Source organism: Reinekea marinisedimentorum, assembly GCF_004341165.1.
Taxonomy (GTDB): domain Bacteria; phylum Pseudomonadota; class Gammaproteobacteria; order Pseudomonadales; family Natronospirillaceae; genus Reinekea; species Reinekea marinisedimentorum.
Map to the genome: position 1 here is coordinate 48,189 of NZ_SLZR01000012.1, position 25,157 is coordinate 73,345.

At 47.3% G+C, this 25,157-nt stretch carries 12 protein-coding genes; 7 read left to right on the forward strand and 5 right to left on the reverse strand.

What is annotated here, in order from left to right:
* Positions 1-59: 59 nt before the first annotated feature.
* Genes BCF53_RS13645 through BCF53_RS13660 form a run of 4 tightly spaced genes read right to left on the reverse strand, consistent with a single transcriptional unit; the run spans position 60 to position 6,858 of the window.
* Complete coding sequence (locus BCF53_RS13645; protein ID WP_132702296.1) at positions 60-2,717, reverse strand: nitrate reductase; 2,658 nt, start codon at positions 2,715-2,717, stop codon at positions 60-62.
* Between the two features lie 16 nt (positions 2,718-2,733).
* On the reverse strand, positions 2,734-3,075 hold the full coding sequence (gene nirD, locus BCF53_RS13650; protein WP_132702297.1) for a nitrite reductase small subunit NirD: 342 nt from the start codon (positions 3,073-3,075) through the stop codon (positions 2,734-2,736).
* 12 nt (positions 3,076-3,087) lie between these two features.
* Positions 3,088-5,631 carry a nitrite reductase large subunit NirB gene (nirB, locus tag BCF53_RS13655; RefSeq protein WP_132702298.1) on the reverse strand — a complete coding sequence of 848 codons (2,544 nt, stop codon included), beginning with the start codon at positions 5,629-5,631 and terminating at the stop codon, positions 3,088-3,090.
* A 9-nt stretch (positions 5,632-5,640) separates the two neighbouring features.
* Complete coding sequence (locus tag BCF53_RS13660) at positions 5,641-6,858, reverse strand: NAD(P)/FAD-dependent oxidoreductase (RefSeq protein ID WP_132702299.1); 1,218 nt, start codon at positions 6,856-6,858, stop codon at positions 5,641-5,643.
* 366 nt (positions 6,859-7,224) lie between these two features.
* On the opposite strand from BCF53_RS13660, the gene BCF53_RS13665 reads away from it, so the two are divergent.
* Positions 7,225-8,313, forward strand: a complete 1,089-nt coding sequence (locus BCF53_RS13665) for a threonine aldolase family protein (RefSeq protein WP_132702300.1) — start codon at positions 7,225-7,227, stop codon at positions 8,311-8,313.
* A 381-nt stretch (positions 8,314-8,694) separates the two neighbouring features.
* Here the strand turns inward: BCF53_RS13665 and BCF53_RS13670 are convergent, their stop codons facing one another.
* Positions 8,695-9,675 (reverse strand): helix-turn-helix transcriptional regulator, encoded by a 981-nt coding sequence (locus BCF53_RS13670; RefSeq protein ID WP_165901921.1) that lies wholly within the window; start codon positions 9,673-9,675, stop codon positions 8,695-8,697.
* A gap of 703 nt (positions 9,676-10,378) precedes the next feature.
* Between BCF53_RS13670 and BCF53_RS13675 the strand changes: the two genes are divergently transcribed.
* From BCF53_RS13675 to BCF53_RS13700, 6 genes are all read left to right on the forward strand, one after another.
* Positions 10,379-11,806: an RCC1 domain-containing protein gene (locus tag BCF53_RS13675; RefSeq protein WP_132702302.1), complete on the forward strand. Its 1,428-nt coding sequence runs from the start codon at positions 10,379-10,381 to the stop codon at positions 11,804-11,806.
* 270 nt (positions 11,807-12,076) lie between these two features.
* Entirely contained in the window at positions 12,077-14,476 is a 2,400-nt protein-coding gene (locus BCF53_RS13680) for an RCC1 domain-containing protein (protein WP_207902739.1), read from the forward strand.
* A gap of 78 nt (positions 14,477-14,554) precedes the next feature.
* Positions 14,555-17,092 carry an RCC1 domain-containing protein gene (locus BCF53_RS13685; protein WP_132702304.1) on the forward strand — a complete coding sequence of 846 codons (2,538 nt, stop codon included), beginning with the start codon at positions 14,555-14,557 and terminating at the stop codon, positions 17,090-17,092.
* A 63-nt stretch (positions 17,093-17,155) separates the two neighbouring features.
* Positions 17,156-19,651, forward strand: a complete 2,496-nt coding sequence (locus BCF53_RS13690) for an RCC1-like domain-containing protein (protein ID WP_132702305.1) — start codon at positions 17,156-17,158, stop codon at positions 19,649-19,651.
* A gap of 229 nt (positions 19,652-19,880) precedes the next feature.
* A complete protein-coding gene (locus BCF53_RS13695; RefSeq protein WP_132702306.1) occupies positions 19,881-22,355 on the forward strand; it encodes an RCC1 domain-containing protein in 2,475 nt (824 codons plus the stop codon).
* Positions 22,356-22,587: 232 nt separating this feature from the next.
* A complete protein-coding gene (locus BCF53_RS13700) occupies positions 22,588-24,996 on the forward strand; it encodes an RCC1 domain-containing protein (protein WP_132702307.1) in 2,409 nt (802 codons plus the stop codon).
* The last annotated feature ends 161 nt before the right edge of the window (positions 24,997-25,157 follow it).

Consider the following 25,157-nt stretch of genomic DNA (forward strand, 5'->3'; position numbering starts at 1 on the left):
TCTGCCTGTTGCTTTCGGCCGAGAATACAGCGCAACGCCGGGTTCGCCAACTGCGCAGGCTACACGGCGTTGTAGAACTCGCCCGGCCCGGCAAGCTCGGCCGTAAACTCTTTCAGTTCGGTCAGGCAGCTGCCGCAGTTGGTGCCGCATTTCAGTTCGGCCTGCAGTGATTCCAGCGTGCCGTTCGGCTGAACTTCAAAGTAACTTTTGATTTGCGTATCGGTAATGCCAAAGCAGGTACAAACGGTTTTGCCAGCGGAGCTTTCGTTATCAAAATTACCGGTAACCAGCGAGTTCAGGCTGATGTTATCGGCCCCAGCGTGGGTGGCTTCATCGAGGAAGGTCACCTCCGGCCAGCTGCACTTTTCTGTGCTTGTGGTAACCCACAGGTTCAGCCCTTCGGCATCGAACTGTGCCCATTGCGCAGAGCCGGAAAGGCTATCGTGCAGCGAGTAATCAAAATCACCCTCCGCCAGCCTGTCGATGAAGCCTGCCAGTGGTTTATCGCTGTAAAACTTCACCAGCGTGCCGTTGCCGGTGTAGCTCTTAAACCAGACCGTATTCTTCAGCCATACCGGTTGTTCATCATCCTGTTTAAAGAAGACGAATCCGTTGTGTTTTGCTTCGGCCTTTTTAAAGCTGACAAAGCTGTGCTTACTGGCCGGTTGGCCGGAAATAGGGTCGACGGTGCTGGCCAAACAGTTGCCAACGCCGCCCTTGCCGGCGAAGTGTTCATTCCAGTGCATGGGTGCAAACAACTCGCCGGGGTTTTGGGCCGCCTCCAGCCGAGCCAGCGCATAAAATTCACCCTGCTCAGAGTAGATGTTCAGCAGGTCGCCATTACTGATGCCGTGGCTGCGGGCATCTTTCGGGTTCAGGTGAACCTCTAACTGGTTGGTATGTTTGTTCAGTGTGGCAGCCATGCCGGTGCGCGCCATGGTGTGCCACTGGTCGCGCAGGCGGCCGGTGTTCAGCACAAAGCGGTGATTGCCGGCAACGGGGGTAACCGGCTTTACCGGTACCATGTTGGCCTTGCCGTTTTCGGTGGCAAAAACACCGTTGCCAAACAAACGGCTGGCATCGGTTTTGCCATCCAGCGGCCACTGTTTCGGCTGCCAGTTCTGGTAATCGTCGAAGCTTAAATTGGCCACTGCACTTAAATTAAAGGTGAGCGGCGTGCCGCTGTTGATGGTGCTGAGCTGTGCGTGTTCACGAAACACTTCGTGTGAATTCTGCCAGTTGAAGGCTTGCGTAAAGCCGAGCTTTTTCGCCACATCGGCAATGGCTTGCCAATCGGCCCTGGCCTGACCCGGCGCAATCAGGAATGGACGCTGACGCGATATTAGGCGGTCAGTATTGGTGACGGTGCCGTCCTTTTCACCCCAGGCGAGCGCCGGTAGTTTTATCTGGGCGTAATTCAGGGTATCGGTTTCGCCAATAACATCGGAAACAATCACGGTTTCAACATGCTTGAGTGCTTCGCGGATTTTATTGGCATTGGGCAGACTGGCAACCGGGTTGGTGGCCATAATCCACAGCACTTTAATTTTGCCCTCTAGGCAGGCATCGAACAGATCGACCGCCTTCAGGCCTGGCTTGGTGGCCATTTTTTCCGCCTGCCAAAAATCGCCGACCTGCTGAATGCTCTGTTCATCGAAGGCGCGGTGTACCGCCAGTTGATTGGCCAGACCGCCCACCTCGCGTCCGCCCATGGCATTGGGCTGGCCGGTAATGGAAAAGGCATTGGCGCCGGGCTTGCCGATGCGCCCGGTGGCCAGGTGTACGTTGATCAGGGCATTGCCTTTATCGACGCCGGATTCTGTCTGGTTTAAACCCATCGACCAGGCCGTCGTGGTTTTTGCTGTGTTGGCGAAGAGTGCAAAAAACTCGAGCATTTGCGGCTCTGAAAGGCCGCACAGCTCCGCCTGTTTTGCGGTATCGGTGCCGACATCTTCTTTGGCCGCCGCTAAGGCGTCGGCGAAGTTTTCAACGTGCTGTTCAATGTAGGCGGTATCGCAACCGTCGTTTGCCGCCAGGTAAACCAGCAGCGCGTTAAACAGCTGACCATCGGCACCGGGTTTAATGGCCAGATGCAGGTGCGCTTCTTTGGCCGAGGCCGATTTGCGCGGGTCGATCACCACCAGTTTCTTTCGGCCATCGGCCTGTTGCGCTCTCATACGGCGCTGGAACAACACCGGATGTGCCCAGGCCAAATTAGAGCCGGCCAACACCAGCAGCTCGGCCTGGTCGATATCTTCAAAGTTTATCGGCGGGGCATCTTCACCAAAGGCGCGCACATGAGCGGCCACGGCAGAAGACATGCACAGGCGCGAGTTGGTATCGACATTCGCCGTTCCTAAAAAGCCTTTCGCCAGCTTGTTGGCGGCGTAATAGTCTTCGGTTAACAGCTGGCCGGAAAGGTAAAACGCAAAGGCATCCGGGCCGTGCTCTGCAAGGGTGCTGCGGATTTTTTCTGCGATGGTCTCCGTGGCGCTTTCCCAGCTGGCAGGTTCGCCGTTTACCTCGGGCACCAGCAGGCGTTTGCGCAGGGGAAGCACATCGCCCAGGTGAGTGCCCTTAACGCACAGCTTGCCGAAGTTTGCCGGGTGGCTCGCATCGCCCCGCACCTGAACCGTACGGTCATTGGAATGCGGAATGCTAACGCCACAACCAACGCCACAATAGGCGCAGGTTGTTTTTACGGATGTATCGCTCATAGAAATCTGCTGCCTTTTAGATGGCCAGTAACACGGTGTCTTGCTCAATTTTTACCGGGTAAGTGTTTAGGGTGACTTCGCTGTCTTCCAGGCACTGGCCAGTTTCCAGGTTGAAATGCTGCTTGTAGATTGGGCTGGCCACGACGGTTTGTCCTTTCAGTGAGCCGATAATGCCGCGCGAAATAACATTGGCGTTGCTGAACGGGCAGTAGTTATCAATCGCGTAGATGGCATCCAGTTTTTTGATGTAAAAAATAGCGATCTGCTTGCCGTTAAGCAGTGCCGCAACGCCGGAATCTTCAACTAAATCGGCCGTGCTGCAAACGGATTGCCATTGGGTTTTAAGTTGCGCAGTCATGTTTGTTCTCCCTTATGCTGAAGCGATCAGCGACAGTTTTTCATCTTTGGTGGCCGGACGAATCTGGTTGCGTTCTTCAACGAAGACGACGTTGTTGTCTTTTTCATCGGAGTTGACAAAGGTACGGAAACGCTTCAGTTTTTCCGGGTCTTTCAGTGTTGAAGCCCACTCGCATTCCCAGGTTTCAACGACGTGGTTCATCTGTGCTTCCAGTTCATCGCAGATACCCAGCGAATCATTGAGGATGACATCTTTCAGGTAATCCAAACCGCCTTCCAGGTTTTCCATCCAGCGGGCGGTACGTTGCAGGCCATCGGCGGTGCGGCTATAGAACATCAGGAAGCGGTCGATAATTTTGATCAGCTCGACATCGGAAAGATCAGTCGCGAACAGATCGCCGTGGCGAGGCTTCATGCCGCCGTTGCCGCAAACGTACAGGTTCCAGCCGTTTTCGGTGGCGATAATGCCGACGTCTTTACCCTGTGCCTCGGCACATTCGCGGGTACAGCCGGAAACCCCAAACTTGAATTTGTGTGGCCCGCGCAAGCCCTTGTAGCGGTTCTCGACCAAAATCGCCATGCCGACAGAATCCTGCACGCCGTAACGGCACCAGGTGCTGCCGATGCAACTTTTTACATTACGCAGCGATTTACCGTAGGCCTGTCCGGTTTCAAAACCGGCATCGATCAGCTTTTGCCAGATTTGAGGCAGCTCGTGTACCTGCGCGCCAAACATGCCAATGCGCTGCGCGCTGACCACCTTGGTGTACAGATTAAATTCGGCGGCAATTTCCCCGAACTTCATGATTTTTTCCGGGGTGATTTCCCCGCCGGCAATACGCGGAATGACCGAGTAGGTGCCGTCCTTTTGCATGTTGCCGAGGAAGGCATCGTTGGTATCCTGCAGCTTAACGTGCTCTCGGTTTTGCACCGGCGCGTTCCACACGGCCGCCAGAATATTGGAAACGACTGGCTTACAAACATCACAGCCCAGACCTTCGCCGTGTTTATCGAGCAGCTCGTCAAAGGTTCTGATCTTTTCGACCAGAATTAGGTGATAAATTTCCTGACGGGTGTAGTGGAAGTGCTCGCAGATGGATTTATCAACGGTGATGCCGCGCGCCTCCATGGTGGCGTTGACCACATCTTTAACCATAGCGCTACAGCCACCACAACCGCTGCCTGCGCCGGTCGCATCTTTTACTTCAGCCGGTGAGCAGCAGCCGTTATCAATGGCGCTGACGATATCGCCTTTGGATACGTTCAGGCAGGAACAGATGGTGGCGGTATCGGGCAGAGCATCGACGCCCAGTGCCGGCGCCGCGTTGCTGCCCAGGTTTGGCAGAATCAGGCTATCGGGCTCGGCGGGCAGATCAATATCGTTCAGGTGGTATTGCAGCAGGGTATCGTAGCTGCTGTTATCGCCCACCAGAATGGCACCGAGCATTTTCTTGCCATCGGCGGTGGTCACCAGTTTCTTATAAATACCCTTGTGTTCATTGCTGTAGCGGAAGGTGAGTGCACCCGGTGTAGCGGCGTGGGCATCACCAATGGAGCCAACATCGACCCCCAACAGCTTCAGCTTGGTGCTCATATCGGCACCTAAAAAGGCCGTGCTGGGCTCACCGGCAATGTCTGCGGCAGTGGTTTCTGCCATGCGGAAGCCCGGCGCCACCAGGCCGAAAATCTGGTTTTTCCACAGCGCCACTTCACCAATGGCGTAGATGTTTTCATCGCTGGTCTGGCAGTGATCGTTAATCACCACACCGCCGCGCTCACCCAGTTCCAGGCCGCATTCTTTTGCCAGTGCATCCTGCGGGCGAATACCGGCAGAGAATACCAGCAGATCGGTTTCCAGCGGTTCACCTTCGGCAAAGGTCATTTTCAGACGGTCATCGGCGGTTTTTTCAATGCTTTGCGTGGCCGTTTTGGTGAGCACGCTAACGCCTAAATCTTCAATCTTTTCTTTTAGTAAGCCGCCGGCGGCATCATCGAGCTGTACCGGCATCAGGCGCGGTGCAAATTCCACAACATGGGTTTTTAGCCCCAGCGATTTCAGCGCGTTGGCCGCTTCCAGACCGAGCAGGCCGCCGCCAATCACGACGCCCACTTCACGGCCCTGAGCTGCGGCTTTCATAGCATCTAAATCATCGAGCGTGCGGTACACAAAGCAGCGGTCGTTATCGTAACCGGGAATGGGTGGCACAAACGCATAAGAGCCGGTGGCCAAAACTACCTTATCGTAATTTAAAACTTCACCACTGCTTAAGGTGACGGTTTGCGCGCTGCGATCAATGCCGGTGGCCTTTTTGCCGAGGTAGGTTTTAATGCCCTGCTGTAGATAATCGGCCTCGGTGCAGTAGGCGAGTTCAGCGTGGTTCTTGCCCTGAAAGTATTCAGAGAGGTGAACGCGGTCGTACGCCGTAACAGCTTCTTCACCAATGATGTGCAGTTGCCAGTTAGCGGCGTTAGCCTGCTTTTGCCATTCACTGACAAAGTGATGGCCGACCATGCCGTTTCCGATAATAACCAGATTTTTCTTAGTTGCAGTGTTCATGTGAAGTCCTCAGGCTGCGTTGTTGGCTCGTCCGGTGAGCGCGTGTGTGGCATCGCTGACCGGTTGTTGCGTTCGTATCAATTCGTTGTAAAAAGTGGTGAGGCTTAAATCACCAATCAGCTCGGCACCAATCACCTGGTTACCCAGTAAGTGAACGGCGCGGGCACGAAGATTCTTTTCATCGACAAGGGTTAATACCCGAGCCTTGGCATTGCTGATATCGCCGGTTGAAAACACATCCATGCCGGAAATTTTCAGGCGCGTATCCAAATTAGAAATGGCAAAGGTCTGGTTGGCACCGCACAGGTTTCTGGCCAGTACTTCTGCCTGCTCGTAAGCCGGCGCAACCAGACCGAAAATGTGGCCATCGAGCTCGGCGCATTCGCCCAGGGCAAAAACATCTTTGGCAGAGGTTTGCATGCGGTTGTTGATTAAAATGCCAAAGTTGCAATCGATGCCGGAGCTCAGCGCAACCTTGCACGAAGGCTTAATGCCGATGGCGGAAATCAGGCAATTGGCGTTCAGCGTTTTGCCGTTAGAAAGCTTAATGGCGGAAAGTACCGGGACGGATTCAATCGCCTCTATCTGCGTGTTCAACTCCAGATGAATGCCTGCGTCGGTAAAGGTTTGTTCCAGCAGTTGTGCCAAAGGCTTATTCAACTGGCGGTTCAAGACATGGCCAGCCACCTGTATCAGAGAGACTTGATAGCCCAGCTGACGTAAACCCCAGGCGGCTTCCAGGCCAAGCAGACCGCCACCGAGCACCGCGATGTGAGAATCTTCCGGCAGGTTGCGCAAGTAGTGGCCATCGTCCAGCGTGCGGAACGCGCGAATCGCAGGTTGCGGGTAATAGTCGAGCGCCGGCATGCGTGGCGAAGCGCCCGTGGCAATTACGGCCTTGCTGTAGTGCAGGGTTTCATTGTTGCTTAGGTAGGCCGTGTTGCTATGGGTATCGAGCCGGGTGACATCGGTCAGTGGCAGCGTTTTAATAGACAGCGTGGACCAGACATCTTCATTCACCAGCGCCAGCTCGTCGTCGGTTCGTTCACCGGAAAGCCAGGGCGTTAACTGAATGCGGTTGTAACCCAGGTGCTTTTCACGGCTGACCACAACGATGGGGCTTTTATAACCCAGCTCGGCCAGTTTATTGAGCAACCGGGCCGCAGCCATGCCAAAGCCAATAATCAGTAATGGAAGCTTTTGTTCGCCGGTAACGCTTTGCAACATTTTCTTTCACCCAAAAAAAAACGCCCTCGGGTAGAACCCGAGAGCGCCAATGCTCGATACGCAAATCACAGTGTTAATCGGGAAGTTACTGACAAGTTGTAAATAACTTTCCGATGAATCCTATATAGCGAAGGCTGTGCCAGTTTTCTGAAATGCCCATTCGGCGGGGGTTTCGCTAAATATCATTGCTAATTTCAGTGATTTTGATGGCCCCAGGCTGCACCAGTTGAGCGCAAATGCGGTTCAACACGTTCTCAATTGGTGCCGACGCGCACTGTTCACGCTGGTCCGCATAGGTGGTTTAAGGTGCAATGCAGTTTCGGTAAAGTGTTGGCCACTATTTACAGAGTGTTAGGGTAACTATTTATGTATTTCGGAAGTGATAATCAGGCGGGTGCATCCGATAAAGTGATGGCTGGGTTAATGGCTGCCAACAGCGGCGTCAGTGCAGCCTACGGTGATGATGAATGGACAGCCAAAGCCACCAAGCAGATTCAGCAAATGTTCGATTGTGACGCTGAAGTCTTCCTGGTCAGTACCGGCACCGCAGCTAACTGCCTGGCGCTTTCCTGTATGGCTTCGCCGTGGCAGACCATTTTGTGTCATGGCCAGGCGCACATTATTAACGATGAACTGACAGCGCCAGAGTTTTTCACGCAGGGTGCGCGCCTGGTCGGCCTGGATTCCGAGCTGCCCAAGCTGACTGCAGCTTCTCTGGAAAAACACCTGAGCTTCGGCGCAGCCCACCCGCCGCACAATGCCGAGCCGGGTGTACTCAGCCTGACTCAGCTTTCAGAGGCCGGGCAGCTTTATAGCATAGAAGAACTGAATCAACTGACATCTATAGCCCATGAGCATGGCCTGTATGTTCATATGGACGGCGCCCGCTTTGCCAATGCCGTGGCTGCACTCGGTTGCCACCCATCGGAAATCAGCTGGAAGGCCGGTGTTGATGTCCTTTGTTTAGGCGCAACCAAAAACGGCGCACTGTGTGCCGAAGCCGTCGTCTTCTTTAACAAAGAACTGGCGAAAAATTTTGTAGCCCAGCGCAAACGCGCCGGCCATTTAATCTCCAAAAGCCGCTGGCTGGGCGCACAATTTTGCAGCTGGCTGGACGATGAGCACTGGCTGGCGCTGGCGAAGCATGCCAACAGTATGGCCGCACAACTGAGCGCCGAGCTTTCACAGCTTTCATTCATGCGGGAAGTTTGGCCGGTAGCCGGTAACGAACTGTTTATGATTATGCCGAAACAGGCCATTGAGTTTGTTCGTGAACGAGGCGCTATTTTCTATGAATGGCCGCAGAACTTATTGCCTGCGCATATAGAAGTAGCAGAGGGTGAAGATGCCGTGCGGTTTGTGACGTCGTTCAGGACGACGGGCGATGAGGTGAGTGGGTTTGTGGGGGCGTTGAAGGAGTTCTCGACATGCCAGCACTGTTCAATATCTACATAGCCATGCATGTCTTTTGGGTTTCGGTCTTTTAGAATCCCGGATAGCTTAAGCTCATGCATAAGTTCGAACGCACCATTTTTGTAGGTGACTGCGAATTTGTCAGATGTATTGTCAAGCAGCATGTTTGCGCGTCTGGTAAGTTGAGTGGTCATCTCTGGGCCCCTGGAATTAACGCCAGGCTTTGAAAGGTGCTTCAAAGGAGTAGTCCTATTTGTAAAAGAGCCTACTGTAAATACTCTAATCTTCTGGTATGTCGTTGGAACGCTTTTCATTGACTTGGCATGGCGTTTTCGCGGGTAAGCGTGTGTATTGCATTAGAAAATATATAAATGTGGTGTTAGATACGATGGTTGATCACGTGGCTCGGTGCAGGCTGTTTTATCATGACAGAGCTCTGTTATCTTCTGATGAGTTAGCTATTGGTATGCGCTTTTGCAATTGAAGAATAAGCGTGCTGGGTGTTATGCCAAACTGTTTTTTAAATGCAGTCACGAAGTTAGATGCATGGGTGTATCCAGCAAGGTACGACGCCTCACCAATACTCAGGTTGTTAAACAATAGGCCAGACCTGGCCATTTCCAGTTTCTGCGCTCTTACATACTTAATGACAGTAATGCCATGTTCTTGTTTGAATCTTCTTTGTAATGTACTGACACTCAGTTTGAGTTTGTCTGCAATGTCTTCAAGATTATCGCATTCGGGAATGCAAGTATTTACAGCTTGCTTTAATGTTGTTCTGCCTTCTTCCAGAAGGTCTCTATTTGATGTAATGATTTTAGTTTTCTGTTCTTTTAACGAATCGATAAGAATTTTGACACACATTGATACTAATTCAATAGCTCGATATTCGTTTTGGAGGGTTTGCTCTATATCGATATCATCATTGTTCATGAGTAGGTTTGCGAGTTCAATAACGCGGTTGCATGCGGGCCAATGATGAATAACGGCATGTTGTTTAAATAGTTTATTAATTTGTTGGTGTTGGTGTTCAGAATGACATCTGGATATCAGCCAATCGTAGCCAACTGAGACATTCATTTTTGAGATTGTCATACCATCTTTTAGATATCGTGTGAACGTTTCCTCCCGTTCTAATACATAAGCTGAACACTCTACAGCATGATTATAGCGGTTTCCTATGTGGTGTATTGTGCGGCCTAAGGAAAAATCTATTTCACCTTCAAAGAGAATGCTAAAGCTTAGCTGAGGTGAAAGTTTTGATGATATGCTTAAATTCTTTATTTCGGTTGATCTATTTATGTGTATTTCTACTCCACCTAAATGATAGTGGAGGTTGAAACTGCCAAGAATCGTTTTTTTATTGGGGTCCTTGCTCTTTAAGCCTTTGAATGGAGAATCCATCAGGCTTGATTCCAATATAGGCGTTAGGCTCTTCTCGTATTTTATCTCGGTCATAAAGTGTCTACAGTGATTTCGAATCAACGCACTAACTTGAAAGGACCTTCCAATAAGTCACTCTTAAAAACTATTGAAGACTAAACTTTAGTTACTTCTTGATGGATAGGGGCGTTAGTAGCTTTCTAATATAGAAAATAATCTAAAGATGGGCTATCTCTGGGGTCTTCTCAAAATATTTAAAAATTACTTCCATTATATTCTGATTAAATTTCTATCGTACAGCGTTATTTGTTCTTTTTCTTCCTAAGCGCCTATTACTTCACAAAAAAGTTTGCCTTGGTGATCTTATAAGTCATGTGATTGCTTGTCAGTCATAATCTTGCCCTTCTTGCGCTGCTTGATTGTTTTTTTTGAAATCACCCTTCAAATTACAAGAATTTAATGAGGTGTTTAACTGCTATGGGCTGATGACCCTATTTTTAGTCGCTTGTGGGTATTCCTATTGAAACCTGTATGCAACATCCAATGCGATAATTTTATAGGGTTTATTTATGCGAGCGCGAATTATTTTGTGATCTGACGATTTTTAATAATAGATTGCTGATTTAGCATAGCATTCTCTTCATCTTCACGTGAAAACATGCCGTATTATGTTTTTATTTGATGTTCATGTAGATAGATTATTGAAAGCTTTGGAGTAAACCGTATGAAAAGGGTGATTGGTTTCTTGTCACTGAGTGCATTACTGGTTGCATGTGGTGATGTGGGTACATCGTCAGGCTCAACAGAGGGCGTTGGAGATACAGGCGGTACCAATGAAGACTCAGGCGAAACTGAGGCGGCTTCGCCCTCTATCTCGTCAATATCGGCAGGGTCATTCTATACCGGGAAGCGTGTTGTTATATCGGGTGAAGCTCTCGCTGAAGCAGAGCTTATTATTAATGGGGAGCCTGTGGCGGTCTTGTCTCAGTCAAATGATAGCTTGAGTTTTTTAGTCCCGGATTGGCCTGCAGGTGAATACAGCTTGGTTCTTGAAAATACATACGGCTCAATGACTAGCGCAGTCTCTTATATAGATGCCCTGAAAGTTGATAAGCTGGTATCCGGTGGTTATTCCAGTTGCGCCATCGTGAGTGATTCAGGTGGTTCTGTTGCTTGTTGGGGCAAAAATAGCAATGGCCAGCTTGGTGGGGGCAGTTATGATGATATCCAAACCCCTGTGTTTGTTTCAGGTTTAACCAATGTTATTGATATTGATGTTGGTTATGTGCATAGCTGCGCAGTTATGGGCACAGGAGAGGTCGTTTGTTGGGGCGATAATCGGTTTGGGCAATTAGGTAATGGCACTGAGTTGAATTCTTCAACTCCTGTTACTGTATCAAGCCTTAACGACGCGGTGAGTATTAGTGTCGGTTTTTTTCATAGTTGTGCTTTAAAGTCAGATGCTACCGTTGTTTGTTGGGGCCAGAATGATAAAAATCAGCTGGGTGATCGTACCCTGATACATAGGGATGAACCGGTTGCCGTTGATGCGCTGAGTGATGTTGTTTCCTTTCATTCAGATGAAAAAACAAATTGTGCCGTAAAGACAGATGGATCAGTTGCGTGTTGGGGGCAAAACTATCAGGGCCAGTTAGGGCGAGGCCATAACGATCAATATGATTATATTCTTGCCGATGTGAGTGCGTTAGGTGATGCCACAGCGGTAGATGTTGGGTCATCTCAAGCGTGTGCTATTAAAGCAGACGAATCTGTCGTCTGCTGGGGTGATAACGGAGATGGCGAATTAGGAGCGGGCTTAGAGGCGTCCAAAAGTACGGTCCCTGTTCCTGTCGTAAATCTAGACAGTATTGCTAGCGTTAGCTTAGGTGCAAACGTGAGTTGCGCATTGAGTGATGCGAAGCAAGTATTTTGCTGGGGTAGCAATGCTTATGGTCAGCTTAGAAACGAGACAACAGAAGACGAGATGAGTGTTCCTATTGCGATTTCTAGTATAGAAAATGTTGAATCGATCAGTGCGGGTGCTTTTCATATTTGTGCGTTGCATCAAGGCGGTGCGGTTTCATGCTGGGGAGATAACCAATACAGTCAAATTGGTACGGATACAGATGGTGATTACGTATTAGCCCCTTAACTTATTGATTTGTTTTTAAATAGCCTCGAGGCGCAAAGATTTCTTTGCGTCTTTTTTTTGCCCTTCTTTTGACGATTCCTAATAGCAGATTGACGATTGAGCATAATACTTAGACCAAAAAAAATCCCTATATAGCAGTATCATTTGGCGCTTAAATTTCTGGTTACAAGCATCACTTAAAGGGTTCGTTTAATGAAGTTTAGTAGGGTTTTAGTTCTGATTTCACTATTTGTTATGGGTTGCAGTAGCTCATCTTCTGATTCGAATCACTTGGATTCCAATTTAGGTGATGACTCTGGTAAAGATAGTCCGGTTGAAGTCATTGTTCCCGTAGCAACGTCCATTACTCCAAATACGTTGTATACAGGTGTTCAGGTTAAGGTTTCTGGCAGTCATTTAGGTGATACCAGTATCACGCTTAACGGCGCGCCTGTTGAATTAACCTCGCAAGCTGAACACGAAATTATATTTACCGCTCCTCAATGGCCGGCAGGTGAATACAGCATAGTGGTAGAAGGGCCTGAAGGTCATTACATTCAAATGCTCGAGTACGCTGATAACTTTAAGGGTGTTTCTGCGAGCCCAGGCAACAATCACACGTGCGCTATAACAGAAGATACCTCTGTTGCCTGCTGGGGCGGCAATAGCTTTGGCCAATTAGGCGATGGTACCGGCGTGGCTTCAGTAAGCCCAGTTGCGGTATCTGGGTTGACCGATATTACAGCAGTTAGTTCATCACAATATTTTACCTGCGCACTGAACAGTAGCGGTTCTGTTTACTGTTGGGGCCGTAATAATTACGGGCAGCTTGGCGATGGTGAAGTTATTTCCAGTTCAGCAAAAGAGTTGGCTCCTGTTCAGGTTGCAAACCTAACCAACGTGAAAGAAATTAGCACGGGTTACTCGCACGCTTGTGCGCTGACTACTGACGATGACGTATTCTGTTGGGGGCAAAATAACATCGCTCAATTAGGTAATGGCAGTGGTGAGGATACAAGCACGCCGAGTTTGGTGCAAAACTTAGGAGAGGTCACCTCATTAAGTGTGGGTTTAAGTCATAGCTGCGCACTCATTAGTGACGGCAGTATGAGCTGTTGGGGATCAAATTATTACGGTCAGCTTGGTGATGGTACTAAAGATTATCCGACTACAGCCGTAGCTGTTGTAGGTCTTACGGATGTCAAAGCGGTTAGCGCTGGCTCAGTTCATAGTTGTGCTATTAAGAATGACGATACCGTAGCCTGTTGGGGGTATAACAATCCTGGAACATTGGGTAATGGCACAATAGTCGATAGTTTAACGCCTGTTGATGTTATCAATTTAACGGATGTGACTGCTCTTGAATCCGGTAGGTATCATAATTGCGCACTTAAAAGTGATGGAACCGTTGCTTGCTGGGGTAAGAATATTGACGACCAACTGGGCGACGACACGATACGCAGCTATAGCACAGAGCCTGTTGTTACTTCAAATTTGAATAATATTAAAAGCATTCATGTTAACCAGGAGCACAGTTGTGCGGTTACGAATGACAACGATGTGTTTTGCTGGGGTCAGAGTTCAAGTAATAGGCTGGGTTACGAGGCGGTTGACTATCCTACCGCCACCAGCGTTAGCGGTTTGACAGATGTTAAAGACGTTGGCTTGGGAGGTGCTCATAGTTGCGCACTTCAAGACGATATGAGCGTAACTTGTTGGGGCGATACTAGGTATGGCCAGTCAGGTAATGGCACAACCACGGGTACATACACGCCTACTACTCCTGTTTTAGGGTTAGACGATGCGATTTCTGTTCATGGCGGTTTATATCATACGTGCGCTTTACGCGACACTGGAACGGTCGTCTGTTGGGGTCGCAATGATGTTGGTCAGCTTGGTAATGGCTCAACAGAAGATGCTTTATTCCCGGTTGAAGTGTTGGGTCTAAGTAATGTTATCGCGGTTGATCTGTATGAATCACAGGGTTGCGCCCTAAAAGATGACGGAACCGTGTGGTGTTGGGGTGATAACGAATACGGCCAGCTTGGTGATGGTTCAACTGACGGCCAATTAACTCCTGTCGCGATTGATGGCTTGACTGATGTTGTTGATATTAGTGTTGGTGGTCGACACAGCTGTGCGCTCAACAATGACGGAACAGCTGCTTGTTGGGGCAGCAATAGTTATGGTCAGCTTGGTAATAACTCGTTAATCGATGCGTTAACGCCAGTTACTGTATCGGATTTAACTAATGGGGTAAATATTGACGCAGGCGACTACCACACCTGTGTTTTATATGAAGACAATACAGTTGGTTGTTGGGGGCGCGGCAGTTCTGACCGTTTACATAATGGCTCGACAGATGACGCCTTAACACCAACGCCTGTTTTAGATGTTTCCGATGTTTCTTCAATCAGTGTCGGTGGTAATTTTAGTTGTGCATTACTGCTTGACGGTACTGCAACTTGTTGGGGGGATAATAGCGATAGCAGTCAACTCGGCAATGGTTCGGATGGTTTCACGGATATTCTGTTGCCAGTATTTGAAGTAGAAGGTATCACGGATATTTATGCCAGTTCTTATTTTGCCTGTGTTCGTTATGTCGATGAGTCGTTAGCTTGTTGGGGTAATAATTCAGCAGGGCAGTTGGGGCAAAATTTTATAAAGTCGCCTGTGTTATTAACTAATTAATTAAATTTTTTCAAATATATAGAGATCATCAAATTAATTTGATGGTTTTTAATTCTTATTGAGTGAAAGGTTTAACAGATGAAACAAGTTGTAGTATTGCTATTGCTAAGTATTTCTTTAATCGGTTGCAGTGGTTCAGCTTCTGATTCTGAAGAAGTTGAAGTACCTGATTCTGATGAAGAGGTTGTAGATGATGATCTGAGCGGTGACGACGACGGTATAATTTATACCCAGGCTCCGTTGCTGGCCAATATTAATCGAACACTTTTGTTTGGTGGTACAGAAATTACTATTTCAGGCTCATACTTTGAAGATGCAACGGTATCTCTAAATGGCACTATTATCGAAACCACAGAGCAAACCGATAACATAGCGGCTTTTATTGCCCCTGATTTAGAAGCCGGAAATTATATATTGGAGCTGCGTAACGACTACGGCAGTATTGAAATTGATGTTCAATACAGTGACTACATCTTAGCTAGCGATGTTGCGACAGGTGAAAATCATGCTTGTGCTGTCACTAAAGATAGTACTGTTCTGTGTTGGGGTGAAAACGAGTACGGTCAGTTAGGTGATGGCACCCTTATCAATTCAACGACGCCTGTTGCGGTAACAGGATTAACCAATGTAACCCGTGTTGCGGTAGGTGACCTTCATTCTTGTGCTTTAAAATCAGATAAAAGCGTTGCTTGCTGGGGTAACAATTCTTATGGCAATTTGGGGAATGGTGCAGACCTTGGTGATGATATTAATGATGATTCTACTGTACCGCTAACGGTAACTGGCTTAACCGATGCAATCGGTATCTCGGCTGGCGATATTCATACTTGCGCCATAAAAGAAGATGCCACGGTTGTGTGCTGGGGGTTCGGCGGCTATGGGCGTTTAGGCAATGGCGGATCAACATCGACATCTGTGCCATCGGCAGTGGTTGGTTTATCTGACGTTGTTCAAGTATCCGCAGGTAGGCTATCTACCTGTGCGGTTAAATCAGATGGAAGCGCAATGTGTTGGGGGAATAACGGTTACGGTCTCTTGGGTGATGGGACGTCGGATAATTCTTTGGTACCCGTCACGGTATTGGATTTAGACAATGCCGTTTCAGTCGCGACAAAGGGAGATCATGCTTGCGCGTTAAAAGATGATAATTCCATTGCTTGCTGGGGGCACAACGGGTACGGCCAGTTAGGCGAGGGAACTGACATAACCCAATCAGCTACACCTATTGCGATGGCTAATATTGATAATGCCATCAACATTAGTTCTGGCTATCGACATAGTTGTGCCACATTGGCCGATGGTACAGTTAAATGCTGGGGTGCTAATACTTATGGTCAATTAGGTTCTTCTGACTTTGTCAGTTTTAGTGCTCAACCTCTGGATGTGGTTAATTTAACCGGAGTGTCATCCGTTAGTAATGGTAAGTATTTTAATTGCGCGTTGTTAGAAAATGAACGTATTAGCTGCTGGGGTGACAATAATTCAGGCCAATATGGTGATGGAACGATAACAGATGATTCATTACCGTCAGCTGTCTCGGGTGTGGAAGCGGCTGTTTCTATAGCCGCAAATGAAAACAACACCTGCGCTGTTAGCATTGGTGGCACGGCTGATTGCTGGGGCGAGAATCTGAACGGTCAGCTGCTCAATGGCAGCACGGATTCTTCTAATGTGCCTGTTACTCTCTCAACTATTGGTTCGGTCAGTCAGATTGATATGGGTGGTATTTACGATATCAATGGTTGCGCTGTTACCGAAAATAAAACCGTTATGTGCTGGGGCGATAATGATAGGGGTCAGCTTGGCAACGGCACGACTGAGGACGTTTCTGAACCCGTTGTGGTTAGCGGTCTTACTAATGCCATTGATGTGAGTCTTGGTATTGGATCTTCTTTTGCTTGTGCGTTGAAAGATGATCAGACAGTCGCCTGTTGGGGTCGTAATTACAATGGAGCGTTAGGAGGCGATGTCTTTAATGATTCTTCAGTGCCTATTACGGTGAGTGAGCTTGATGATGCCATCGCTATCACCACAGGTAATTTCTTTGGTTGCGCATTAAAAGCAGACGGCACCGTCGCATGCTGGGGAAATAACAGTAATGGTGAATTAGGTAATAACAGCACAACTAGTTCTTACACGCCAGTGCTCGTTAATAATTTGGATGACATCGTTAATATCAGCGCCGGAGAAAATTTTGTCTGTGCCGTACATGCAGACAAAACCGTGAGTTGCTGGGGACGAAATAGTTACGGTCAAATCAACGATAGCGCTGACGCAAGGGTTCTGACCCCTGTGCTTATCGATAGCTTAAGTGATATCACCAGTGTTCATCTGGGTGAGCAGCATGCTTGCGTTTTGCACGATGACAAAACCGTGAGTTGTTGGGGGCGCAATAATTATGGTCAATTGGGCAACGGCACAACAGTTGATACCAGCACGCCATCTCCCGTTTTAAATTTGAGTAACATCGTGGATGTCTCCGGAGGCGTTCGTCATACCTGTGCTCTTTATGAGAAAGGCACCATGGCCTGTTGGGGACGTAATAACAGTGGTCAATTAGGTTTGGGTAATCCGTCACCTACCTATGTATTGCAAGTTCCTACTAGCAGTCTTTGAAGGTCGTTATATTTAAAGGTGCGCTTGACGCCTTCATTTTGGAATAGATAAGGAAACGTTTTAATGAAGCCTTTCATTGCTTTATTGTTTGTTAGTGTATTGTTAGTGGGTTGTGGTAGCTCAAGTTCTGGTTCTAATACGAATGAAAATAGCGAACCAGAAACTCCGGTTAATGAAGTAGATGATCCGGTTGAAATAGATGACCCAGTAGAGGTTATTATAGAACCGTCCACGTTTGAGCCAATTATTAGTTCATTAAATCCAAGCCCATTGTACTTTGGCGCAGAAGTTAAGGTGTCAGGCTCAGGATTATCAGACGCACAAATCACGCTGAACGGTGCCTTGGTTGAAGCCACTTCGCAAAGTGCTCACGAGTTTCGTTTTATCGCGCCGCAATGGCCTGCGGGTGATTACAGTTTGACCATTGAAAACCCATTAGGTCAGCTTACTGAAACAACTCAATATATTTCGTTATTAAATGCAGAAACAATCCATTTAAGTGAGCGTTTTGGTTGTGCGTTAGAAGTCAGTGGTTCGGTTGCTTGCTGGGGGGATAATTCTCGAGGTCAGCTAGGCGTTGGTACGAGTACAAGTTCTGCCAGTCCTGTTCATGTTACAGGATTGAGTGATATTCGTGCCGTCAGCACAGGTTCGGCACATGCGTGCGCACTTAAAAACGATGGCACGGTCGCGTGTTGGGGATACAACTACCGAGGCCAACTTGGGGATGGAACAAACTATAGCGTTTACACGCCGAAAGATGTCCCGAATCTAGAAGGTGTCATTGATATTAGTTTAGGAGATCAGCATAGCTGTGCATTAAAAAATGATGGTACGGTGCTTTGCTGGGGGTGGAATGCTTTAGCTCAACTTGGGAGCGGTGATACAAGCTATACCGAATCAAACGTGCCTGTCAGTGTTTCTGGTTTGACAGATGCGGTTTCAATCAGTGCGGGTCCAAACCATAGTTGCGCTATCAAAAGTAACTCAACTGTTAGTTGTTGGGGGTTCAATGGAGAAGGGCGACTCGGTGATGGCACGGAGACACAAAGCTCAGTGCCTGTTAATGTTCTCAACTTAACGGGCGCCACTAAAGTTGCTCTAGGTTATGATCACAGTTGCGCAATTAAAAACGATGGTAGCTTGGTGTGCTGGGGGAGTGATGATTATGGAAAAGTCGGTGATGGATCTAATCGAGACACATTAACCCCAGTGAGTGTAACAGGATTGAGCAATGTCATAGACATGAGTTTAGGTGAGTATCATACCTGTGCGCTAACAGAGGATGGTTTGGTTTATTGTTGGGGCCAAAACTTAGATGGACAGTTCTATAACGCCATTGATAGGTTTGATGATACGAATGTTCCCGTGCTTATCTCTAATTTATCTGACATCCGAGAAATTGAAGCTGGCGACAACTATAATTGTTCAATCAATACAAGTAACGCAGTAACTTGTATGGGTGAAAACGATTATGACCAACTAGGCGCTGCCATTATTGACTACGTATCAACACCTGTAAGCGTATCGTCAATTAACGATGTTTCTTCAATGAGCCAAGGCATTTCTCATGCTTGCGCCATTCAAACAGACGGAACAGTTTCTTGTTGGGGGCGAAACAATCTAGGAGCCTTGGGTGATGGAACAAAAGTAAATAGTGCTACACCTGTTTCGGTTTTGAATTTGACTGACATTCAACAGATCGACTCAAGTTATCATCATAATTGCGTGCTGGATGTGAATGGAGCCGTCTCCTGTTGGGGTTGGAATGGATACGGCCAACTGGGTAACGGTGAAACGCGCAATACTGGTTTATCAATACCCGTGAATGTAGTAGGCGTTAGCGACGCATTGGCTGTTGCTGTTGGCTTTGGGCACAGTTGCGCTATTACAAGTGACACCAATGTTGTTTGCTGGGGCAATAATGAATACGGCCAGCTTGGTAATGGCACAAGCGAAGACTCATTAACACCCGTTCAAGTATTAGATTTAACCGGAGTAGTTGCTTTAAGTCTTGGTGATCAGAGTTCATGCGCCGTTAAAAATGACGGGACAGTCGCATGCTGGGGTGATGATGAAGTGGCCACCACATCCTTGACGCCAGTTACTATTGCGAACCTAGAGAATGTAATCGATATAGATCTTGGCTCTGGTCACAGTTGTGCGTTGAAAGAAGATGGCACAGTGTCCTGTTGGGGACGCAATAATGATGGGCAGCTTGGTATCGATTCACGTATTGATGAAACAAGCCCTGTTAGTATTTCGAGCTTAAGTAATGTTCAATCGATTGCTCTTGGCGAAGAGCACAGTTGTGCGCTGACAAATGACGGTCTTACTTATTGCTGGGGAAATAACAATCAAGGTCAACTGGGTAATGCCACTGCTGGTATTTTCCTTAACCCTGTTCTCGTTAAGGATCTTGCCAATACGGCAGCAATTTCCGCTTACGCTGAAAACACCTGTGTGTTATACGAGGATGGTATCCTGGCTTGTTGGGGAGCTAATTCTTATAGCCAAACAGGTGCTGTTAATCGGTTGGCGTATATTGTAAGCCCTTAGCTTGATACCTTTGATATGAATAATAAAAGCGTCGCGTTAACCTGCGGCGTTTTTATTTTTGTAAACAATTACCTATTGTTCATGAATTGCTTTTCTTTCTCTCTTTTTTGACGATTTCTAATAGTAGATTGACGATTTATCATAGTAGCTTTGTCAGTCTCAAGCTTATCCTTTCTCTATAATACGCCACTGATTTTTAAATATTTCGTGATGAAATAAGGAGTGCACAATGAAGCACCTAGTTGCTTTGTTATTGGTGAGCGTATTTATGGTGGGATGCAGTTCTGGTTCTGGGTCTGAATCAGAGGCAAGTGAGCCAGAAATAACCGAACCTGAAGAAGCTATTAATGAGCCATTGGTACCATCAACCACTGAGCCCTTAATCAGTTCTATTTTTCCCAATAGCTTATTTAGCGGTGCCAGCGTTAAAATTTCTGGCACAGGGCTATCTGATGCGCAACTAAGCATTAATGGCGCGCTTGTCGAGGTTTCATCGCAAAATACTCACGAACTTTATTTCACCGCGCCACAATGGCCAGCGGGTGACTATAATGTTGAGATTGAAACGCCTCTTGGTAGTGATACACAAACGATTTCCTATGGCTCTCTCTTAGTCGCAGAAGACATTGGGTTGGGTTTCGAGAATGCCTGTGCCCTCACAACGGCTGGTGAAGTTGCATGCTGGGGTCGTAATAACTTTGGCCAGCTTGGTGATGGTACGACAATAGATTCGCAAGTTGCAGTGCTCGTTCCTGGTTTGACCGATGTTATTGCTGTAGATGCGAGCGGCTACCATAGTTGTGCTGTTAAAAGTGATGGAACGGTTGAGTGCTGGGGTCGAAATGGCCAAGCGCAACTGGGTGATGGGTCAACCGAGGATGCGTTGACGCCACAACCGGTGAGCAACTTAAGCAATGTAGAATCCATTAGTTTGGGTGCTAGCCATAGCTGTGCACTTAAAACGGATAGTACAGTCGCTTGTTGGGGGCGTAATATCGAAGGCCAAATAGGTGATGGATCGAATGACGATGCACTCACACCACAGACGGTTAGTGGGCTTACTGACGCTGTTGCTATTAGCATTGGTGATTACCATAGTTGTGCTATTAAATCAGATGCTAGTGTCGTGTGCTGGGGTTCAAATAGCAGCGGTGCATTAGGCAATAATAGTGAGGTTGATAGTGCTGTTCCGGTTTCGGTATCTGGCTTAACCGATGTAATAGAGGTTGCTTCTGGATATTTTTTTAATTGTGCATTAGAAGCCGATGGCTTGGTGTCATGTTGGGGAGAAAACCATGAGGGTAACCTTGGCAATGGTGGTTTTACCAAAAGCTTAATTCCTGAACAGGTTGCCGGGCTTTCAGGTGTTAAATCCATTAGTGCGGGAAGTCAACATAGCTGTGCATTGACGCAAGAAGATGCCGTTTTTTGTTGGGGCAGTAATTATTACGGTCAACAAGATAATGGCGTTTCTTCATCAAATCCAACACCAATTGCCGTTGCATCATTTACGGATATAGGCGCCATTGAATCTGCAGGTAACTACAGTTGCATACTTAATAAAAGTGGTTTAGTTAGTTGTCGAGGTGCAAATAGTTATGGTCAGCTAGGCGGAACTGATCCGCGTGATGCTTATATTTCTCAGCCGGTAAACCACACGAATGTAGCGGATGTTACAGCCAGTAGCATAGGGCGAAGACATAGTTGTGCTGTGAATTCTGATGGCATAGTAAGCTGTTGGGGGGCTAACACCGTTGGTCAGCTTGGGAATAGTACAACCAGTAACAGCACGACACCTGTAGACGTTACCGGCTTAACTAACGTGACGGCTATTGCTTCAAATTGGGATCATAATTGCGCGGTTAACGCTGACGGAACCGCTGCTTGCTGGGGGTATAATTTAAGTGGTCAATTGGGTAATGACGATACTCTATACGGTGGAGAGTCAACACCGGTTGATGTCGAAGGACTCACTAATGCCGTTGATATCTATACCGGTTATAACCATAGTTGTGCGTTAAAAAGTGATGCAACAGTCGCGTGCTGGGGTTCGAATAGCTTTGGCCAGCTTGGTAACGGTTCCATCGAGCGTTCACTCACGCCAACACAGGTGACGGGGTTAACTGATGTGGTTGCTCTTAGTTTAGGTAATTACACCACTTGTGCATTAAAAGATGATGGCACTTTGGTATGTTGGGGTCGGAATAACCTAGGACAGATCGGAGATGGCACAACGACAGATGCACTAGAGCCGGTTGATGTATTAACTGAGGTTATTGATATTAGCTTAGGTGCTGAACACAGTTGCGCAGTGAAAACCGATGGTACGGTGTCATGTTGGGGTCATAACGATTATGGCCAGCTGGGTGATGGTTCTGAAACAGATAGTTTACTGCCGATTGCTCTTAACTCGCTTAGTGACATCAGTGCCATCAGTTTGGGCAACGATCATAGTTGTGCATTGGCTGAAGATGGCGCTGTATCGTGCTGGGGATTGAATAGTTCTGGGCAACTGGGTGATGGCAGCCTAGAAAATTCAAATGCGCCACTGGGCATTCAAGGTTTAAAAGATATAGTTGCGATTAGTTCTGGTGTGAGCAATAGTTGTGCGTTATATGATGATGGTGCTCTAACTTGCTGGGGAGAAAATATCTATAGTCAAGTAGGTACCATCAGTTCATTAAAGTATGTTGCCAGCCCTTAAATTAATTTGTTGATATAAATAATAAAAACGTCGCGTTAACCCGCGGCGTTTTTTTATTTTTGTGAACAAGTCTCCATTGTTCATTAATGATTTTTCTTGCTCTCTTTTTTGACGATTTCTAATAGTAGATTGACGATTTAGCATAATAGCTTTATCAGTCTTAATATCGGTTTTTCCCTATAATACGCCACTGATTTTTTAGATATTTTGTAATTAAAATTAGGAGTGCACAATGAAGCAAATGGTTGCTTTATTCTTAGTGAGTTTGTTTTTAGTTGGTTGTGATAACTCTGGTTCAGCAGACTCGGTAGCAGAAGTTTCTCAAAATCTTCCAATAGTAAACAATATGTTGCCCGCAAAGCTGCTTAGTGGCGATGAAGTTACTCTGACGGGTTACAATTTAGTAAACGCTACGATTACATTAAATGGTGCACCGGTTGATGTGATCGAACAATCAACCTATGCACTAACATTCATGGCACCTGATTGGCCTGCTGGGCAGTATTCTCTTGAAATCACCAACAGTGACGGAACAAGCCAACTTGATGTGGAATATGGCACGGTTCTATTAAATACTGGTTCCGTGAGTATAAATACCTCACATGCTTGCGCATTGATGGATGACGGCACTATTCAGTGCTGGGGCAGTAATAATAGTGGACAGCTTGGTAATGGGTCGACAGAGGAGACCTCTTCTTCTTCGGTGCTGGTGTCAGGAATAACCAATGCGATTGATGTGAAGGTTGGCGGCGGGTTTAGTTGCGCGCTATTAGAGGATGCTTCAGTTGCTTGTTGGGGGTCAAACGATAGCGGGCAGCTTGGTAATGGTTCTTCAGTCGATTATTCTGCAACTCCTGTCGCAGTAACCGGTATTGATAATGCAACGGCTATTAGTCTGGGTATTAGTCATGCTTGCGCGCTTTTAGAAGATAAAACCGCCGTGTGCTGGGGCGTAAATAGATTTGGTCAACTTGGCAGCAATGAAGCCCCAGAGGAGGCGACACCTGTTACTGTTTCTGGCTTAGCCGATATATCCATGCTGAGTGCAGGATACCAATCAAGCTGTGCAGTACTAACCGATGGTACTGCAAAGTGCTGGGGCTATAATCACGTTGGTCAGCTTGGGGATGGTACGACAGCATCCTCCTCAGTGCCGGTAACGGTAACGGGCATTACTGATGCAAGTGCGATTAGTATTGGTGATAGGGCTAGTTGCGCCCTCATTGCAGACGGTACTGTGAAATGCTGGGGCGCAGACTGGGATGGCACATTGGGTGATGGTGTAGATGAAACGGAATCTACCGTCCCCGTTGTTGTCAGTGGGCTAACAACGGCAACGTCAATTTCATTAGCGTACCGACATGCGTGCTCTGTGTTAGAAGACGGTTCAGCCGTATGTTGGGGGAGTAACACAGATGGTGAGCTTGGGAATAGCTCTATTGCTGAGTCTTTCGTGCCTATCTCTGTGCCTGAATTAACCGATATAGAGAGTATTGTTGCAGGTAATAACGTTACCTGTGCACGTCTTAATAGCGGGCAAATAAACTGCTGGGGTGATAACAGCTCGGGCCAACTTGGGCAGGGGGCAGCCGATACTTTTCCGTTATCAATTGTTGATGGGATAACCGATGCAATGGCTATCGATACTTTATATAGCAATACATGTGTGCTCAAAGAAGATGGCACAGTGGCCTGTTGGGGTGAAAATGTCTATGGCCAATTTTTAAATGGTACAACAGATAAAGTAATAGCTCCTATTACGCTTGATGGTTTCATCAACATAACTGAGATAGGGGTAGGTGCATTTAGTGTATGTGCTTTAACTGAGAGCCGCGAGGTGAAGTGTGCGGGTCGTAATATTGAAGGGCAGTTAGGTGATGGCACTAATGATAATGCAACAGAGACCGCTGTTACGGTCAGCGGGTTAAATGATGCAACTTCAGTTATTAGTGGTGCTGGCTACAGTTGTGCCATTAAAGCAGACGGTTCGCTGGTGTGCTGGGGTTATAATCTTGATGGTCGTTTGGGCAATGGTACAACGGAGAACTCCAATGTTCCGGTCCCAGTGACTGGGTTAACAAACGTCGCCAAGGTGGCGTTGCATTTTAACAGTTGCGCTATATTGGAAGCCGGTACCGTTTATTGCTGGGGTGATGACTATGGTTCAACACCTGTTTTAATCGACGGCATAACCGATGCGATAGATATAGATATTGCGTCTAGTCATAGTTGCGTACTTCTCAGTGATGGTCATGTGAAATGTTGGAGTGATTCTTATGGTAATGGTTCAGGTCAATTAGGTGATGGTACTGATATTTCTAGTTCTACACCGGTAGACGTATTAGATGTTGATGACGCCGTTAGCGTTGAGCTAGGCATCAATAGCAGCTGTGCGGTCAATGCTGATGAAACGGTTAAATGCTGGGGTGACCTTTATTATGAAAATAGCGGCGTCTCAACAGAAACTACATCAACTGCCATCGAATTTTTAGAAGGTGTGGCTGATCTGAGTATGGGCAGTAGCCACCGTTGCGCACGCTACTTAGATGGTGCAGTTGCCTGTTGGGGTAAGAATGATGATGGCCAGTTAGGTTCAGGTGAAAATAATGATGTAATAACACCCGTGTTTTTATCAAATTAAATAACATGGCGTTATCAATAATGGTACTCAGTAGCAGAGTGTTATTAAGAATCGAGTAAAATTAAAAAAACCAGCTTTTGCTGGTTTTTTTAATTGTTAATAAACTCTACCTTTTCATCGCCTCGTAGGCTGCGTACCTTTGTTATCAGTCTGAAACCAGC

Coding starts and splice junctions, on each gene's coding strand:
- nirD (WP_132702297.1), bottom strand. CDS start 3,075: ATGACTGCGCAACTTAAAACCCAATGGCAATCCGTTTGCAGCACGGCC.
- BCF53_RS13645 (WP_132702296.1), bottom strand. CDS start 2,717: ATGAGCGATACATCCGTAAAAACAACCTGCGCCTATTGTGGCGTTGGT.
- BCF53_RS13660 (WP_132702299.1), bottom strand. CDS start 6,858: ATGTTGCAAAGCGTTACCGGCGAACAAAAGCTTCCATTACTGATTATT.
- BCF53_RS13670 (WP_165901921.1), bottom strand. CDS start 9,675: ATGGATTCTCCATTCAAAGGCTTAAAGAGCAAGGACCCCAATAAAAAA.
- BCF53_RS13675 (WP_132702302.1), top strand. CDS start 10,379: ATGAAAAGGGTGATTGGTTTCTTGTCACTGAGTGCATTACTGGTTGCA.
- BCF53_RS13700 (WP_132702307.1), top strand. CDS start 22,588: ATGAAGCAAATGGTTGCTTTATTCTTAGTGAGTTTGTTTTTAGTTGGT.
- BCF53_RS13695 (WP_132702306.1), top strand. CDS start 19,881: ATGAAGCACCTAGTTGCTTTGTTATTGGTGAGCGTATTTATGGTGGGA.
- BCF53_RS13665 (WP_132702300.1), top strand. CDS start 7,225: ATGTATTTCGGAAGTGATAATCAGGCGGGTGCATCCGATAAAGTGATG.
- BCF53_RS13690 (WP_132702305.1), top strand. CDS start 17,156: ATGAAGCCTTTCATTGCTTTATTGTTTGTTAGTGTATTGTTAGTGGGT.
- BCF53_RS13685 (WP_132702304.1), top strand. CDS start 14,555: ATGAAACAAGTTGTAGTATTGCTATTGCTAAGTATTTCTTTAATCGGT.
- nirB (WP_132702298.1), bottom strand. CDS start 5,631: ATGAACACTGCAACTAAGAAAAATCTGGTTATTATCGGAAACGGCATG.